This window comes from Roseospira marina, from assembly GCF_014197855.1.
Classification (GTDB): domain Bacteria; phylum Pseudomonadota; class Alphaproteobacteria; order Rhodospirillales; family Rhodospirillaceae; genus Rhodospira; species Rhodospira marina.
In genome coordinates, this window is record NZ_JACIGJ010000009.1 from 113,123 (window position 1) to 129,347 (window position 16,225).

Consider the following 16,225-nt stretch of genomic DNA (forward strand, 5'->3'; position numbering starts at 1 on the left):
TGCGAGGAACGAGTGTCTCAGAGGGGATGTAGTCCGGATCGCGGCGGACGAAAAGCCCGCGCCGGGACCGCGTGGCGTTTCGTCAGCCGGTGGCGGCGGAGGGCAGGGCCGCCTCGGCGGAGTCCGGGGCGGCCTGGGGCACCCCGAGGGCGTCGAGCAGGCGGCGCAATTCCTGCCGGGCGGCGATGTGCGACATGGACAGCGTGATGTCGGTGCCCTTTTCCCGCAGGTCCAACAGGGTCAGCCCCTTCAGGTACATTTCGCGGTAGATCACCCGTTCGCACAGGCCCTCGATGAGCTGGAAGCCGATCCGCCGCGACAGGTCGCGCAGCAGGCCCTCCATGTCGCGCTTGTTGCGGGCGTCGAGCTGCGACAGCCGATTGCGCAGCACGACCCAGTGGATCGACCGGCCGTCCCGCTGGCCGCGCTGCTTTTTGATGTCCCACACCATCTCGCTATAGTGGCTGGGGCGCAGGATGCGCATGGTCTCGGGGTCCACCTTGGCCAGCACGTCCAGGTCGATGAAGCTGTCGTTCAGCGGCGTGACCAGGATGTCCGCGTGCGTGTGTCCGGCCCGCGACAGGTGATTGTCCGCGCCCGGGGTGTCGATCAGCACCAGATCGCACTCCGCCAGCAGGCCGCCCACGGCGTCGTCGAGGCGGTTGCGGTCGCCCGCCTCCTGGCCGGTCAGGTGAATGGACTGGTGGATCGGCATCGGCAGGCTGAGTTCGAAGCGGCGCGCGTACGACTCCCGGTTGGTGACATAGGTCGTCAGCGTGCCCTGGCGGGCGTCGAGATCGATGCTGCCGACCGTGAAGCCGGCCCGCAGGAAGCCGATCAGCAGATGCATGGCCACGGTGGACTTGCCGGAGCCGCCTTTCTCGTTGCCGACCACGACGACGCGCGGGGCCTGCGGCTCCTGGCGGTGCATTTCGGGGGTCATGGTCATGGGCGCTCGCGCCTCCCGCTGAAAAGGGACCCGCCGAAAAGGGGGGGGCAGACGAGGGGCCCACGGAAACGGCACCGGCCCCCGTCGCCGGTGCCCGAGGGGCGGCGGGATTGCCGGCTCATGCCACGGTCGCCGGGCTGGCGGGGGCGACGGGTGGCGCACTGACTTCGGCCGGCCGCAGCCACACCGCCGTGTCGTGGAAGGCCGCCCCACCGTTCGGCGGCCCCGGGTCCGCGCCCACCAGGGTGTTGATGCCGCGCCCCTCGACGAAGGCCGTGTTGGGCCACAGCCCCTCGGCGACCACCGTGCCCCGTTGCAGGCCGTCAAAGCAGCGCGCGTGCAGGGCAACGCTGCCGCGCGCGTTGCCAAGCCGGACCAGCGCGCCATCGACCACCCCGGCGGTGACGGCGTCGTCCGGGTGCACGAACACCGTCGGCCGGCGCTCGACCTTGCGGCCCGTCGGCGTTTCGTTGAACGAGGAATTGAGGAAACTGCGCGCTGGCGCGGTGACGAGCCGGAACGGATGGTCGGCGTTCGGCGCCTCGGTCACCGCGAGCTGATCGGGCAGGTCGGGCATGATGGCGGCCTGTGGGCCGCGCCACGCGGCGTGGAAGCGGAACCGTCCGTCCGGCTGGCCGAACCCGAAGCCGCCGGTGAAGTGATGCACGTCGAAGTCGGTGGTGCAGTCGTGGCCGCCGTTCGCCGCCAGAACCTCCGCCGACGGCAACCCGGACAGGCTCAGGGTCTCCTCGACCAGGGTGCGGCTGTCCATGGCGTTGGCCGGGTGCTCCGCCACATCGAGCCGCGCCATCAGGTCGCGCAGCACGTCATGATTGCAACGTGCCTCGCCCAGCGGGTCGATCGCCTTCAGGCCGACCTGAAGGAAGGGATGGGCGCCGGCCCGGTACAGATCGTCGTGCTCCAGGAAGGTGGTCGCGGGCAGCACGACGTCGGCCATCCGCGCGGTGTCGGTCATGATCTGCTCGTGCACGCAGACGAACAGGTCCTCGCGGGCGAAGCCCTCGGCCACCCTGGCGCTCTCCGGTGCCACCACCATCGGGTTGGTGTTCTGGATCAGCATCGCCGTGACCGGCGGTCCGCCGGCCAGCGCGCTGCGGTCGCCGGTCAGAATGGCGCCGATGCGCGACTGGTCGAGCCACCGCTGGGTGCCGTCGCGCTCGCTCTCGGCGGTGATGAGGTTGGTGTCGACGGGCATCAGGCCGGACATGCTGTACAGCGCCCCGCCGCCGCGATGCGCCCACGCCCCGGTGATGGCGGGCAGGCAACTGACGGCGTGCATGGCGGCGGCGCCGTTGCGCTGGCGCGTGAAGCCGTAGCCGACGCGCAGGAAGGCGCGCGGCGTGCGGCCGTACAGATGCGCGAAGGCCTCGATCTCGGCGGCGGACACGCCGGTGATCGCCGCGGCCCAGTCCGGCCCGCGGTCCTGAAGGTGGCGGCGCAGGCCCTCCGGATCGTCGGTGTGCGCGGCCATCCAGGCCTCGTCCGCGAGGCCGTCGCGGAACAGCACATGCATCACCGCGCAGGCCAGCGCGGCGTCCGTGCCCGGGCGCAGCATCAGGTGCACGTCGGCCTGGGCGGCGGTGGCGTTGCGGTACGGATCGACGACGACGAGCTTGGCCCCCCGGCCCTTGCGCGCCTTGGCGACCCAGTTCATCACGTTGACCTGGGTGTGCACGGCGTTGAGGCCCCACAGCACGATCAGGTCGCTGTCGGCCATCTCACGCGAATCCACGCCCCATTTGTGACCCACGCCCGCCTTCCAGCCGGCGTCGGCCAGGGCGATGCAGATGGTGCCCTGCTGTAGCGAGGTGCCCAGCAGGGTGCGCAGCCGCTCCATGCCGTCGCGCTGGACCAGGCCCATGGTGCCGGCATAGTTGTAGGGCCAGACCGCCTGCGGCCCGTGGCGCCGCGCGGCGACGCGGAAGGCGTCCGCGACCCGGTCCAGGGCCTCGTCCCACCCAATGGGCTTGAACCGGCCGGAGCCCTTCGGGCCGTCGCGCAAAAGGGGCGTGGTCAGGCGATCGGGGTTGTGGACCCGCTCAGCATAGCGCGCCACCTTGGCGCAGATCACACCCTCGGTGTAGGGATTGACCCGGCTGCCGCGCACCCGGCCGATCCGGTCCGGGGCAAGGCGGTCCACCTCCAGCGCGCACGCACTGGGGCAGTCGTGCGGACAGGTCGACCGCACGGTGGTCATGGCCGACTCGGTCGGCGTGGTCAGGGCGGACGCGGACGCCCTTTGGGAAGCGGTCAGGGACGCCATCGACCTCGGCCTTCGCAACGGGGGCAGCGGGGCAACCGGGAGCACGGTGCCAGCCGTTCCAAGACTTGTGGCATGTCTCCCCTTACACCCCAAGGGGTAGCCGAGGCCGAGTGTATAGCGCCGGGGGTCGGGTCTGCAATGGTCAACCGTGCGAGTCGCGCACCGGATCCCGCGGAGTCGCGCGAGCGCGGGCTCTAGCCGACCGTGACCCCGATGCCCAGGTCGGCCAGCCGGTCGAAGAACGGCGGGCAGGTCTTGGACACGCAGCCCGGATCCTGCAGGCGCACGCCCTCGGCCGCGACTCCCAGGACCGCCAGCGCCATGGCGACGCGGTGGTCGTCGTGGGTGGCCATCACGCCGTGGGTCGGGCGTCCCGGATGGACGGTCAGGCCGTCCGGCCGCTCCTCCACCGTGATCCCCAGGGCCGTCAGGGCGGCGCAAATGACGGCGATGCGGTCGCTTTCATGCTTGCGGATATGGGCCACGCCATGGATTGCGATGGGGCCGTCGGCGAACGGCGCGAGGACGGCCAGGGTCAGCGTCGCGTCGGACAGCGGGCGCATGTCCACGTCGATGCCGCCGGTCAGCCGGCCCCCGGTGGGACCGGCGACGGTGACCGCGTCCGGCCGCCGCGTGACCCGGCACCCCATGCGCTCCAGCACATCGATGAAGCGCAGATCCGGCTGGCGGGTGGCGGTGCCCACGTTGGTGACCGTCACCGTGCCGCCGGTCACGGCCGCCAGCGCGAAGAAATAGGTGGCCGTCGATGCGTCGGCCTCCAGTGTGACGTCGGCCGGCCGATAGCCGCCGGTCTCCACCCGCATCTCGGACAGGTCGGCGTCGGCTTCCACGACCGCGCCGAACTGCTCCATCATGTCCAGCGTCATGGCCACGTAGTCCCGCTGCACCACGTGATCGTCGATGATGACGTGCACCCCGTTCAGGGCCATCGGACCGGCCATCAGAACGCCGCTGATGAACTGGCTGGACAAGGCCCCCGATAGCCGCACCGGCCCGCCCAGCAACGAGACGCCGCGTACCGTGAAGGGCGGCGCGTCCGGGGTCTCCGGGCAGTCGATGTCGGCGCCGAGCTGGCGCAGCGCCAGCAGCAGCGGCGCCATCGGGCGGCCGCGCATCTGCCGGCTGGCGTCCACGGTGAACGCGCCCGGCCCGCCGGCGGCCAGCAGGCCGGGCAGGAAGCGCGCGGTCGTCCCGGCGGAGCCGATGTATAGCCGAGCCTCCGGGCGTGGCCGACGCCGACCGAGGCCGTCGATGGTGACCGTGGTGCCGTCCACGCTGGCGCCGGCGCCCAGGCGGCGCAGGCTGTCGAGGCACCAGAAGCTGTCGTCCGAGCGCAACAGGCCCGTGAGGACGGAGCGCCCCTCGGCCATGCCTGCGCACAGCAGGGCGCGGTTGGTGTAGCTTTTGGAGCCGGGCAGGGCGATCTCCGCCGTGATCGGCTGCCGGTGCGGCGCGATGTCGACATGCGGCACCCCGACCAGCGCCGACCAGGGGGACAGGCCGGAGCCCTCTGCTTCCGCCATGGCCGCGTCCACGCCTTCCGTGGGGCGCCCGCCAATGTCCGCTGTCGTCATGGTTTTTCCCGCCTGCGTTCGGTCGGGCGGTCTGGCCGCCGCTGTCTCAATCCGGGCCGGAGTGTGGCGGCGCCGCGCGGCGGTGGCAAGCGCGTCATGGTGCGCACCAGGGCCTGGGCCCGGGGGCATGCTTACGGGGGCATGCTCAGGGGGGGCATGCTCACAGAGGCGCGCCTGGGGGACCTGGTGCGCCCGGCCTCAACTGTCGGCGAGGCGGGTTAGGGCCTCAACGTCGCAGTCGTAGCGGTTCTGCCCCACTTCGGTGAGGATGCCGGTGCGTCGGAACTCGGCCACGATGCGGCTGGCGGTTTCGGTGGTCACGCCCAGCATCGCACCCATGTCCTCGCGCCCGAACAGCATGCACTGCTCGCCGCCCTGTCCCTCGCGCAGCAGCAGGAGCAGGCGGGCCACGCGCGCCTTGGCGTTGCCGGTGGACAGCCGGGTGAGCCAAGCGTCGGCCTGCTGCACCGAGCGTTGCCAGCGCTGCATGAGCTGGGCGTGCATGCGCGGCGTGTTCTCCGACAGGCGGGTGACCACCTCGCGCGGAATGCGGCAGGTGGCGGTCTGGCGCAGGGCGATGGCGGTGTGCTCGTACTCCAGGCCGAGCAGCGCTTCCAGCCCGGCGGTATCCCCGGCGCGCAGCAGGCGGACGATGCGTTGGCCGCCGTCGGCGAGATAGCTGACGAGCTTCACCAGACCGGAGCGGATCGTATAGACGGCCTGCCCCGGGTCGCCGACGTGGTAGAGCGCCGTGCCGACCTCGAAATCGATCTCGTCGATGGGCAGGTGGATCAGCGCGAAGTCCTGCTCCCGCAAATCCGCGAACAGCGCGGTTTCACGGATCCCACACCCAAGACATTCCGCCTGACCGCGCCAAGCCGCTTCGATCGCTTTCCCACGCACCAGAGACTCCCGTCCGTCCGACATCGCGTTCGCCCCAAGACACGCGCCCTGTACGTGGGGCCCCATAAATTGGGGCCCCATAAATTGGGCCCCATGAGTCGGGTCCCAAGAGTTGGGCAGGGCGAGACGGATCGGAGGACCAACCGCCTGTCCGCAATGGTTCAACGTGAAAGACTAGCGCAGGACGCAATCAGCGTCCAACCATCGCGGGGGCATAGGTGTGGGGACCGGACGGGGCTCGGATGGAGGGCAGGCGGGGCTGGGCCAGCCTATCCGATCAGGGCATGGCCCAGGATCGACCACAGAATCAGCATGACGAAAAGGGCGGAGAGGGCGAGGCCCTCGCGGATCATGGCGGTCAGGGACATGGTGCTGTCTTCCGCTCGGCGGCACGCCCCATGCGTTCCGCTTTCGTTCTCTGAAGCGGAAGAGAACACAAAGAGAACGATGCGTCAAGCCGTGCGGATGGACGCGGGATGGCCCGCTCAGCGGCCGAGATAGCCCGCCACGATATCCTCCAGGGTGCCGTCCGCGCGTGCGGACTCGATCGCCGCGTCGATGCGCGCCATGGTGTCGGCATCAACCGAGGCCTTGCTCAGCAGCAGGTGCACGGGCGTTTCCAGCACCGTCAGGCCATGCACCGCCACTTTATCGCCGATGCCGAGGTCCCGGGCCGAGCGCACGTCGGCCACCGGATCGCCCAACGTGGCGTCGAACCGCCCTCGCGACAGCATGACCAGCATGGTCCGGCCGTGGTCGACCACGTGGAACCCGGTGTTGAGCGCCGGATCGGCGCGCAGGGCCTCGACGGTCTCCCCATAGTAATAGTCGTTCCACAGGCCGATGACCTTACCGTCCCGCAGCATCGCCTCAAGGGAGTCGGCGCCCCGGATCCCGGCATCGTCGGCGCGCACCATCAGGCCGACCGTTTCGTGCCGGTACGGGGCGCTGTAGTGCGCGTAGGCCGCGCGCTCATCGGTGTATGCGGCAGCCATCGCCCCGTCCACCGCGCCGATCTCGATGCTCATGAGCAGGCGCGCCCAGGGCACGGTCTTGAACGTGACGGTGCAGCCGGCGCGGTCCATGATGGTCGTGACGAGGTCGATGTCCAGGCCCTTGGGTCCGTCCTCCCCCTCCATCTGATAGGGCGCCCAAGGCTCCCAGCCGATCGTCAAGGCGCACGCCCGGACGGCGCCCGATCCGACGGTCAGGGCCACGGTCAGGCATGAGACGGCAACACACCACCGCATGACATCATCCCCCTCTGTGTCTGGCGTCTCCCTTGGAACGGGGCTCTTGGCGCGGCCCTTTTTGTCACGGGGCCGATGATGACACGCCGACCTATGGCGCGCTACAGTCTCCCCCTCCACATCTCCACCCCACTATTTTTATTTTACCTCCACGTCACGGCAGGGAACGCGAGTCCATGAGCGGGGTCATTCATCTGGGCGGACCGGCGACCGACGCCATCGAAACCCTTGGCACCGAGGGCGTGCGCCCGCCCGATCCGGCCGACGCCGCCACGGCACGGCGCATCGACGAGATCATGGCCGAGATGGACGGCATGGATCCGGACCGGTTCGCGGTTGGGCCGTCGCGGCTGGCCGCCGACTACAGCGACCGGGTGCTCGCGCACGTCACCGCCTCGGAGCTGGACGGGGTGCACGACAAGCTGGTCGAGCTGCAACTGCTCTACAAAGGCCTCGGCGCAGACCGGCTGCGCAAGGACAACCACGGCCTGCTCGGCAAGATGATGTTCAGCTTCCAGAAGGAGCTGGAGCAGTTCCGCCAACGCTTCGAGACCGCCAAGACGACCGTCGACCGGGTCGTGGCGCAGTTGGAGAAGGACCAGCGGGAAAGCGCCATCGCCATCCAGACCCTGGCCACCATGGGCACCGAGGTCACGGGCGCGTTCCGCGAGCTGGCTCTGCACGTCGAGGCCGGCCAGCGCAAGCTGGAGGACTGGCGCGCGCAGGGGCCGGCCAATGCCGGCACGCCCGATGCGTCGGGCAGCGAGACCGACCAGCTCATGGACGCCATGAAGCAGCGGGAGTGGCAGGAGCGCCTGGACCACTGGGACCGGGTGGTGACCAACCTGACCAAAACGCGCTCGATTATGGGAACGACCATCCCGACCGTTTATCAGACCCTGAAAATGGAACGGGTGGTGATGGAGGAACTGGGCACCGCCCTGACCCAGTTCATACCGGCGATCCGCCAGCAGATCGCGTTGTTCGTCCAGCAGGCCCGCCAAGGCCGCCGCCTGGAGAACCTCAAGGCGACGCGGGAGATGACCGACGAGATTCTGCGGCAGGTGGCCGGCCAGTTGGAGGAGAACGCCGACCTGCTGAACGAACAGATGCGCGAGGGCGGGGTCTCGACCGACGTGCTGCTGACCATGATGGACAGCGTGGCGGGCTCGATCGAGCGCCTGGACCAGCAGGCCCGCGAGGCGATGGACTACCGCCGCGAAAGCCGCGCCAAGCTGGAGGACGCGACCCGCGCGTTCGCGGACCGGGTCGCCAAGGTGGCCACCCGGTAAGACGCGCCGGATTGGGCCGCACCCCGTTACGCGATCCAGAACACCTGGGCGGCCTCGTCCTTGGAGATCGACGCCTTGTCGTGGCGGGCGGTGATGCGGCCGCGCTCCATGAACACCAGCTCGTCGGCGAGGTCATAGGCGAAGTCCAGGTACTGCTCGACCAGAACAATGGCCATGGTGCCGCGATCGCGCAGCAGGGCGATGACCCGGCCGATCTGCTGGATGATGTTCGGCTGGATGCCCTCGGTCGGCTCGTCGAGCAGCAGGAGCTTGGGCTTCAGGATCAGCGCGCGGGCGATCGCCAGTTGCTGCTGCTGCCCGCCGGAGAGGTCGCCGCCCCGGCGGTGCAGGAAGTCCTTCAGGATCGGAAACAGGTCGAAGATCTCGTCCGGGATGACCCGCTCGGCGCGGGGCAGGCAGGCGAAGCCGGTCTCCAGGTTCTCCTTGACCGTCAGAAGCGGAAAGATCATGCGCCCCTGGGGGACGACCCCGACCCCCTTCTTCGCGAGGTCATGGGCGCTGGCGCGACCTACATCCTCCCCGTCGAGCATGAGGGTGCCGCCGGAGCGTGGATGGCTCCCGCTGATGGCCTTCAGCAGCGAGGTCTTGCCCACCCCATTGGTGCCCATAACACAGGTCACCGTGCCCGCCGCGGCCGTGAGATCAACATCATACAGGATCTGCGAGCCGCCGTAGTGCAGCGAGAGATTGCGGACATCCAGCATGGCGGATCGGGCTCCTTCAGCGTCCCAGGTAGACGTCGATGACGTCCTGATTGCGGGTGACGTGGTCGAGGGAGCCTTCCGCGAGCACCGACCCTTCGTGGAAGACCGTCACCTTGCAGTCCAGGCGGCGCACGAACTCCATGTCGTGCTCGACCACCACCACGGCCCGGGTCTTGGCGGCCTCCCTTAGCAGGTCGGCGGTGTGCTCGCGCTCGCCCAAGGTCATGCCCGCCGCCGGCTCGTCGACCAGCAGCAGCTTGGGGTCCTGCGCCAAAAGCATGCCGATCTCCAGCCACTGCTTCTGGCCGTGGGACAGCTCGCCCGCCTTGCGCCGGATCTGCTCGGCCAGGCCGATTTCACCGGCCAGGTCCTCGACCCGTGCGACGTCCCGGCGTTTCGGGGTGTAGAACAGAACGGCCAGCGGCGCGCGGGTGTTCTTGAGCGCCATCAGCAGGTTCGCGAACACCGTCTGATCCTCGAACACCGTCGGACGCTGGAATTTGCGGCCGATGCCGGCGCGGGCGATCCTGGCCTCGTTCATGCCGATCAGATTGCGGCTGACTTCGCCCCACAGAACCTGCCCTTCGTCGGGCTTGGTCTTGCCGGTGACGATGTCCATGAACGTCGTCTTGCCCGCGCCGTTCGGCCCGATGATCGCCCGCAGTTCGGCCGGCCCGATGGAAAAGGACAACCGGTTGATCGCCTTGAAGCCGTCGAAGGTGACGGAGATGGCGGCGACTTCCAGCAGGGCGCCGTTCATTGCTCGGCCTCCTTTTCACGCAAGGCGCCCGTGTCGGGGCCGAGGGCGGCGCCATGGCGGTTCGGCGACAGGCGGTGGCTGACGAGGTCCACGAGGCCGCCGAGGCCCTTGGGCGCGAACAGCGTCACCAGCACGAAGGAGAACCCGAGACCCACCTGCCACCAGTCGACCCATTTGACGGTGTAAAAGCCGAGGGGGAGGTCCGGGGCCTGACCACCGGTGAACCATGTGGACAGCAGCGAGACCACGCAGGCCCCGATCACCGCGCCGTACAGGCGCCCGCGCCCACCGATGGCCACCCAGACCGCGAGATAGATCGAGGCGATGGGCGCGATTTCGGCCGGGTTGATGATGCCCGCCTGCGGGTAATAGAGCGCGCCGCCCAGGGCCGCGATCACCGCCGTCAGGACGAAGACGAACAGCTTGAAGCCTTCGACCGGGTAGCCGAGGAACCGCACCCGGGCCTCGTCGTCGCGAATGCCGCGAATGACGGATCCGAACGTGCCGGAGACGACGAAGGCGGCGACGACATAGGTCAGCAGCAGGGCCAGGGCCGAGGCCCAGAAGAACCAGATGGAGACGGTGGCCTGCGGGATGGCGTCGGCGCCGGGCAGGTTCTGCAAACCGGACAGCCCGTTGTTGCCGCGCAGACCGCTGTCGTTCTGGAACAGGTACAGCGACAGCGCCAGCGTCATCGCCTGGGTCAGGATCGACAGATAGACGCCGGTGACGCGGGAGCGGAAGGCCAGCCACCCGAACACCAGAGCCAGCAGCCCCGGCACCAGCACCACCAGCGCCATCTGCGCCCAAAAGCTATGGGCGAACATCCACACCATGGGCAGGTCGGCGGCGCCGACGACGCCGAAGATCTGGCCGGCGATGGCGTCGGAGATCTCCCCCGGGGTCGGGGGCAGGGGGGCGGCGGCCAGACTGTCGAGAACGATCAACTCGGTGCGCGCGTACATCAGCCACATCCCGATCATGTAGCCGCCCAGCCCGAAGAAGGCGAAATGGCCGAGGGACAGAATGCCGGTGTAGCCCCAGACCAGATCCATGGCGATGGCCACCAGGGCGAGGCACGCCGTCTTGCCCAGGGTTTTGATGAAGGAGGTCGAGAGCGCGCCGATCCCATAGGCCTCCGACAGCACGGTGACGCCCAAGGTGAAGACCACCAGCACGGCGAGGAAGACCGGCAGCGACGGGGTGGTTCGGAATAGAGTGCGCATGGCTCAATCCCCCGCCGCCCGGCCCTTGAGGGCGATGATGCCCTTGGGACGGAACTGAATGAAAATGATGATGAAAATGATCATGTAGGTCTGCGCCGCCAGGGTGTTCGAGGGGTTGAACCACTCGATGCCCTTTTGCAGGAAGCCGATCAGGCCCGCGCCCAGCAGGGTGCCCCAGATGTTGCCGACACCGCCCACGACCACGGTCATGAAGCTCTGAACGATGTAGTCCTGGCCGAGTTCGGAGGTCACCTTGGCGTACAGACCGATCGCCACCCCGGCGATGCCGGCGATACCGGAGCCGAACCCGAACGTCAGCATGTTGACCCGGCCGGGGTTGATCCCCATCGAGGCCGCCATGCGGGGGTTCTGCGTCACCGCGCGGGTTTCCAGCCCCAGGCGGGTCTTCTGCATGATGAACAGGAAGATCCCCAGGAAGATCAGCGCCAGCACGAAGATGGCGATGCGGATGTAGGAGATGCCGACCACGTCGTTCAGCACCAGCGCGCCGTCCAGCCAGTCCGGCGCGGTCAGCGGCCGGACCTGGGTGCCGAAGACGTTTTTGGCGATCTGCTGCAGGGCGATGGAGACGCCGAAGGTCGCCAGCAGCGTCTCCAGCGGGCGGTGGTACAGGCGCCGGATGATCAGCCGTTCCATCGCCACACCGGCGCCGAAGGTGACGGCGAAGGCCAGCGGGATCGCCACCAAGATCGAGACCGTGTAGTCGGGAATGACCTGCTGGACCACGTACCCGGTGTAGGCGCCCATCATGATGAACTCGCCGTGGGCCATATTGATGACCCCCATCACGCCGAAGGTGATGGCGAGGCCGATGGCGGCCAGGAAGTAGATGGAGGCCAGGGACAGGCCGTCGAGGGACAGGTCCAGCACCTGATTCCAGGCCACGGTGTGGTTGATGGACCGCAGCGTCTCCTCGGCGGCCGTGGTCACGGCGGCGGAGGGCTCGGTGTAGACCTCGGCGAACGGGGTCTCTTCCACAGCCCGGGCCTCGGAGAACTGGGGATCCCAGGCCGGCACGTCCCCCTGAGCCGCCAACGTGGCGTAGGCCCGGTCGCGGGCCTCCTGGGTGTCGAGCGCGGCCACCGGGATCCCGGCCACCTGACCGTTTTCGATCCGGGCGACCAGGGCGCTCTTGCGCTCGTCGGCGGTCGGCGGCGGCGTGGCGAGCCCGGCCTCGACCAGCAGGGCGAAGGCCTCGGCGACCGGAAGGTCCGCGCTGCCGGCCCGCAGCCGTCTCTTGACGTTGGCGTCCGGCGGCAGGTCCGCCGCGTAGACGGTGGTGGTGGCGATCAGCGGATTGAGGGCGGCGCGCACATCAAGGAAGAGGGAGCCGCGGAAGTGTTCGATCGCCGCCACCCGCTCGGCGTCGGCCGCGCCGAAGGTGATGGTCAGCAGCCGCTCGGTGCGTTCCTTCTCGGCGCGGAGAACGGGGTCCGTCTCCTTGGTGATCGACCGCCGCAAGGGCGCGAGATGCGACGCCTCGCCACTGCGGGCGATGGCCTCCAGGGCGGTGCGGCGCTGCGCCGGATCGGGATCGTCCAACTGGAACGTCACCAGGGCCGCCGCGATCATCGCCTGAATGCCGGAGTTGGGCTTCAGTTGGTCGAGGTCCCGGGTGCTGTAGACGCCGACGTCGGCGCCGGTCTCGAAGTCAAACAGGCGTTCGGTCGACCGATCCACCGGCTCGCCGTAGAAGAACAGGCCGTCCTCCTCGCGCTGCCACATCTCGCGGTCGCGCCAGCGTTCCAGCACCAGACGCGCGGCGGGCAGATCCGAATCCGCGATCGCGTCGATGACGGGGCCGATGGTGCGGCGGGAGGATTTCTCCAGGGCCTCGCGATGCTCTTGCAAGACGTCCTGGATAGTCATGTCCTGTGCCTGCGCCGTCGCGGAGCAGAGAACGAGCAAAAGGGCGGCGGTGATCAGTCGGCGGATCATGGATCACCTTTCAAGAGTCTGGAAAGAGGGGCGGAAAGCCCGCCCCCCTCACGTCTGGATCCGATCAGTAGTTGGATTTGATCTGCACGCAGGTTTCCGTCTTGGTGTTGTACATACCGCAGCCCAGGTTCTTCCAATCGGACGTCAGAACCGCGCTTTCGGGCAGGTAGTCGGTCCAGGCATCGCCCGGCACCGGGTCGGTCTCGGACACGATGTCGAACTGTCCATCCGCCTGGATCTCACCGATCAGGACCGGCTTGGTCAGGTGGTGGTTCGGCAGCATCTCGGCGGTGGAGCCGGTCAGGTTGGGGAAGGTCTGCCCGACCATGGCGTCGGTCACGGCGTCGACGTCGGTGGTGCCGGCTTCCGTGACCGCGTTCACCCACATGTTGAAGCCGATGTAATGGGCCTCCATCGGGTCGTTGGTCACCCGCGAGTCATCGCCGATGAAGGCGTGCCAGGCGTCGATGAAGGCCTCGTTCTCGGCCGTGTCGGCGGACATGAAGTAATTCCAGGCCGCCAGATGGCCGACGAGATTGGTGGTGTCGAGGCCGGACAGCTCTTCCTCGCCGACCGAGAAGGCCACCACCGGAATGTCGGCGGCGGACACGCCCTGCGCCGCCAGCTCCTTGTAGAAGCCGATGTTGGCGTCGCCGTTGATGGTGGAGATCACGCCGACCTTCTTGCCATCGGCGCCGAGGGCCACGACGTCCGAGATGATCTTGGACCAGTCGGAATGGCCGAACGGGGTGTAGTTGACGAAGATGTCGTCCTTGGCGATGCCCTTGGAGGTCAGATAGGACTCCAGGATGTTGTTGGTGGTGCGCGGGTAGACATAATCAGTGCCAAGAAGCGCGAACTTCTCAACGCCCAGCTCTTCGAGGAAGTAGTCCGTCGCCGGAATGGCCTGCTGGTTCGGCGCGGCGCCGGTGTAGAAGACGTTCTTGGATGACTCTTCGCCCTCGTACTGCACCGGATAGAACAGCAGGCCGTTCAGTTCCTCGATGACCGGCAGGATCGACTTGCGCGACACCGAGGTCCAGGCGCCGAAGATCACATCGACGTCCTGGACGGTCAGCAGCTCGCGCGCCTTCTCCGCGAACAGCGGCCAGTCGGAGGCGGGGTCGACGACCACCGGCTCGATCTCACAGCCAAGCAGGCCGCCCTTCTTGTTCTGCTCGTCGATGAGCATGAGCATGACGTCCTTGAGCGTGGTCTCGGAAATCGCCATGGAGCCGGACAGAGAATGCAGAACGCCAACCTTGATCGGACAGGTTTGATCCTGGGCCATCGCCGAGGACGTCATCACCGTCGACGCCAGTAAACCGGTACAGAACGCGATCTTCAGAGCGTGTTTCATGTCTGGTCTCCGTTTTGTGAAACCGCGTGTTCGAGGCCGCCGCTTTGTGATGTGCGACGGCCGGGGTCGGTTTGCCAGATGGGCGGGACGACCTTCACGACGGCGAGGATGGGGTTCGGCTGGCCTGATAGGCGCGCCAGCACCCGAACCGGGAAATGTCCACGGCGCCTTTCAGACCTTCGGCTTCCACGATGAAGCCCCGGGGGGTCGTGCCATCGGCCAGGAAACAGGTGCCGATCCCCAGGGGCGCGGGTATGCCGGCGACGAACCGGGCGAAGGATTCGACCGGGACGGCCCAGACCTCGGTGTCGATGGCCACACCCTCGCCCTCGGCCACCCGCAGCAGGCCGGGGCGCTCAGGCGGGCCGCCGGCCAGGGCGTACAGCCGGTAGTCGGGCGTGGTGGTCCCTGCCCGCAGGAAGCGGGCCCCGTGTCCGGTCAGTTCGGGATTGAGCGCCATGCCGGACAGATGCGCGCCCACCACGACCAGCTCGATCTCGTCGTCGGTGGCCCGCTCCGGGGCGGCGCCGGGCGCGGGCACCGGGGTCTGGCTGTGGCCGATGGGGATGTCCGCCGCGGCCTGGAGGCGGGCTGCCAGGGCCGACAGCAGGCCGTCCCGTCCGCGCGGCGCGATCAGGGTGAGGCCCGCCGGAAAGCCGTCGGCGCGAAACCGGGACGGGACCGCGATGGCGCACAGATCGAGGAGATTGACGAAGTTGGTATAGGTGCCGAGTTCGCTGTTCGGGCCGATGGGATCCGCCGCCAGATCGGCGACCGAGCGCGGGCGCGGATAGGTCGGCACCGCGAGCACGTCGACCGCGTTCCACAGGGCCTCGGTCTGGCGGGCCAGATCTTTCAACTGATAGAGACCGGCGAAGGCATCGGCCGCCGAATAGGCCGAGGCGCCTTGGACGATCTGGCGTGTGGTCGGGTGCAGCACCTCGGGCCGCTGTTCCACGATCGCGCGGATGGCCTGATAGCGCTCGGCGATCCAGGGGCCGGTGTAGAGCAGGCTGGCGACCGCGAAAAAGGGCGCCATGTCGACTGGTGTCGGCGCGGTCGCGAGCTGCCCTTGAAGGTCCTCCAGCGCGGCGTCGAAGGCCGCTTCGGAGAGGGCATCGCCGCCGAACTGGCGGCCGGCGGCATCGGGCACGCCGACGCGCAGGCCCGGGGGCACCGCCGAGGGCCTGCGCGACGCCGACGGGTCGCGCGACCAGGGGTCGGCGGGGTTGAAGACGCTCATGACGCGGTAAACCGCCTCGGCATCCGCCACGGTTCCCGCGAACACCGAGATGGTGTCCAACGTCTGGCAGGCCGGGACCACGCCGTGCGAGGACAGCGTCCCCAACGAGGGTTTCAGGCCGACCACGTTGTTGAGACCGGCCGGCACCCGACCCGAACCGGCGGTATCGGTGCCCAGCGCGAAGGGCACCACCCCTTGGGCAACACAGACGGCCGATCCGGAGCTTGACCCGCCGGGGACGATCGCCGGGTCGAAGGCGTTGCGCGGCGGCGGATACGGGCTCCGCACCCCCACCAGCCCCATGGCGAACTGATCGAGGTTGGTTTTGCCGATCAGGATGGCGCCGGCGTCCAGCAGCCGCTGTACGGCGAACGCCGTCTCCTCCGCCGTGTGTTCGAAGGCCGGACAGGCGGCGGTGGTGGGCAGGCCGGCGACGTCGATGTTGTCCTTGACCGCGAAGGGCACGCCCCACAGCGGCTTGGTGTCGGGGTCATAGGGACCCAGCGCGGCGGCGGCTGCCTTGGCCTCCGCCTCGGGCACCAGGGTGATGAAGATGCCCGGATCGTCCACGACGGCGAGGCGGCCATAGACACCGGCCACGATCTCTTCGGGGGTCGCACCGGCCGCGTACGCGGCATGCAGCCGGGCGATGGTTGGAAAGTCCGTCACCATCCTGGTC

At 68.6% G+C, this 16,225-nt stretch carries 12 protein-coding genes; 1 reads left to right on the plus strand and 11 read right to left on the minus strand.

Features of this window, described 5'->3' with window-relative positions; translation table 11 throughout:
* Nucleotides 1–82: 82 nt before the first annotated feature.
* The 5 genes from GGD82_RS13070 to GGD82_RS13090 form a co-directional block, all read right to left on the minus strand.
* A complete protein-coding gene (locus tag GGD82_RS13070; RefSeq protein WP_281292740.1) occupies nt 83–949 on the minus strand; it encodes a division plane positioning ATPase MipZ in 867 nt (288 codons plus the stop codon).
* Nucleotides 950–1,067: 118 nt separating this feature from the next.
* Nucleotides 1,068–3,167 (minus strand): molybdopterin oxidoreductase family protein, encoded by a 2,100-nt coding sequence (locus GGD82_RS13075; protein WP_211364785.1) that lies wholly within the window; start codon nt 3,165–3,167, stop codon nt 1,068–1,070.
* 260 nt (nt 3,168–3,427) lie between these two features.
* A complete protein-coding gene (aroA, locus tag GGD82_RS13080; RefSeq protein ID WP_211364778.1) occupies nt 3,428–4,828 on the minus strand; it encodes a 3-phosphoshikimate 1-carboxyvinyltransferase in 1,401 nt (466 codons plus the stop codon).
* Between the two features lie 198 nt (nt 4,829–5,026).
* The gene (locus tag GGD82_RS13085; RefSeq protein WP_246163916.1) at nt 5,027–5,731 is read right to left on the minus strand and encodes a Crp/Fnr family transcriptional regulator; all 705 of its coding nucleotides are present in this window, start codon (nt 5,729–5,731) and stop codon (nt 5,027–5,029) included.
* 485 nt (nt 5,732–6,216) lie between these two features.
* Complete coding sequence (locus GGD82_RS13090) at nt 6,217–6,981, minus strand: substrate-binding periplasmic protein (protein WP_150062672.1); 765 nt, start codon at nt 6,979–6,981, stop codon at nt 6,217–6,219.
* A gap of 176 nt (nt 6,982–7,157) precedes the next feature.
* Between GGD82_RS13090 and GGD82_RS13095 the strand changes: the two genes are divergently transcribed.
* On the plus strand, nt 7,158–8,273 hold the full coding sequence (locus tag GGD82_RS13095; RefSeq protein ID WP_150062673.1) for a toxic anion resistance protein: 1,116 nt from the start codon (nt 7,158–7,160) through the stop codon (nt 8,271–8,273).
* A gap of 26 nt (nt 8,274–8,299) precedes the next feature.
* Here GGD82_RS13095 and urtE read toward each other — a convergent pair whose 3' ends face one another.
* The 6 genes from urtE to atzF form a co-directional block, all read right to left on the minus strand.
* On the minus strand, nt 8,300–8,998 hold the full coding sequence (gene urtE / locus GGD82_RS13100) for an urea ABC transporter ATP-binding subunit UrtE (protein ID WP_150062674.1): 699 nt from the start codon (nt 8,996–8,998) through the stop codon (nt 8,300–8,302).
* Nucleotides 8,999–9,014: 16 nt separating this feature from the next.
* A complete protein-coding gene (urtD, locus tag GGD82_RS13105) occupies nt 9,015–9,758 on the minus strand; it encodes an urea ABC transporter ATP-binding protein UrtD (RefSeq protein ID WP_150062675.1) in 744 nt (247 codons plus the stop codon).
* On the minus strand, nt 9,755–10,984 hold the full coding sequence (gene urtC, locus GGD82_RS13110; protein ID WP_150062676.1) for an urea ABC transporter permease subunit UrtC: 1,230 nt from the start codon (nt 10,982–10,984) through the stop codon (nt 9,755–9,757). The genes urtD and urtC overlap by 4 nt, the downstream gene beginning before the upstream one ends.
* Nucleotides 10,985–10,987: 3 nt before the next feature.
* Entirely contained in the window at nt 10,988–12,943 is a 1,956-nt protein-coding gene (urtB, locus tag GGD82_RS13115) for an urea ABC transporter permease subunit UrtB (protein WP_150062677.1), read from the minus strand.
* Between the two features lie 64 nt (nt 12,944–13,007).
* Nucleotides 13,008–14,303: an urea ABC transporter substrate-binding protein gene (gene urtA / locus GGD82_RS13120; RefSeq protein WP_170284311.1), complete on the minus strand. Its 1,296-nt coding sequence runs from the start codon at nt 14,301–14,303 to the stop codon at nt 13,008–13,010.
* 94 nt (nt 14,304–14,397) lie between these two features.
* Nucleotides 14,398–16,218 (minus strand): allophanate hydrolase, encoded by a 1,821-nt coding sequence (gene atzF / locus GGD82_RS13125; RefSeq protein WP_150062678.1) that lies wholly within the window; start codon nt 16,216–16,218, stop codon nt 14,398–14,400.
* Nucleotides 16,219–16,225: the final 7 nt, after the last annotated feature.

Coding starts and splice junctions, on each gene's coding strand:
- urtE (WP_150062674.1), bottom strand. CDS start 8,998: ATGCTGGATGTCCGCAATCTCTCGCTGCACTACGGCGGCTCGCAGATC.
- urtD (WP_150062675.1), bottom strand. CDS start 9,758: ATGAACGGCGCCCTGCTGGAAGTCGCCGCCATCTCCGTCACCTTCGAC.
- atzF (WP_150062678.1), bottom strand. CDS start 16,218: ATGGTGACGGACTTTCCAACCATCGCCCGGCTGCATGCCGCGTACGCG.
- urtB (WP_150062677.1), bottom strand. CDS start 12,943: ATGATCCGCCGACTGATCACCGCCGCCCTTTTGCTCGTTCTCTGCTCC.
- GGD82_RS13070 (WP_281292740.1), bottom strand. CDS start 949: ATGACCATGACCCCCGAAATGCACCGCCAGGAGCCGCAGGCCCCGCGC.
- GGD82_RS13075 (WP_211364785.1), bottom strand. CDS start 3,167: ATGACCACCGTGCGGTCGACCTGTCCGCACGACTGCCCCAGTGCGTGC.
- urtC (WP_150062676.1), bottom strand. CDS start 10,984: ATGCGCACTCTATTCCGAACCACCCCGTCGCTGCCGGTCTTCCTCGCC.
- GGD82_RS13090 (WP_150062672.1), bottom strand. CDS start 6,981: ATGCGGTGGTGTGTTGCCGTCTCATGCCTGACCGTGGCCCTGACCGTC.
- aroA (WP_211364778.1), bottom strand. CDS start 4,828: ATGACGACAGCGGACATTGGCGGGCGCCCCACGGAAGGCGTGGACGCG.
- GGD82_RS13095 (WP_150062673.1), top strand. CDS start 7,158: ATGAGCGGGGTCATTCATCTGGGCGGACCGGCGACCGACGCCATCGAA.
- urtA (WP_170284311.1), bottom strand. CDS start 14,303: ATGAAACACGCTCTGAAGATCGCGTTCTGTACCGGTTTACTGGCGTCG.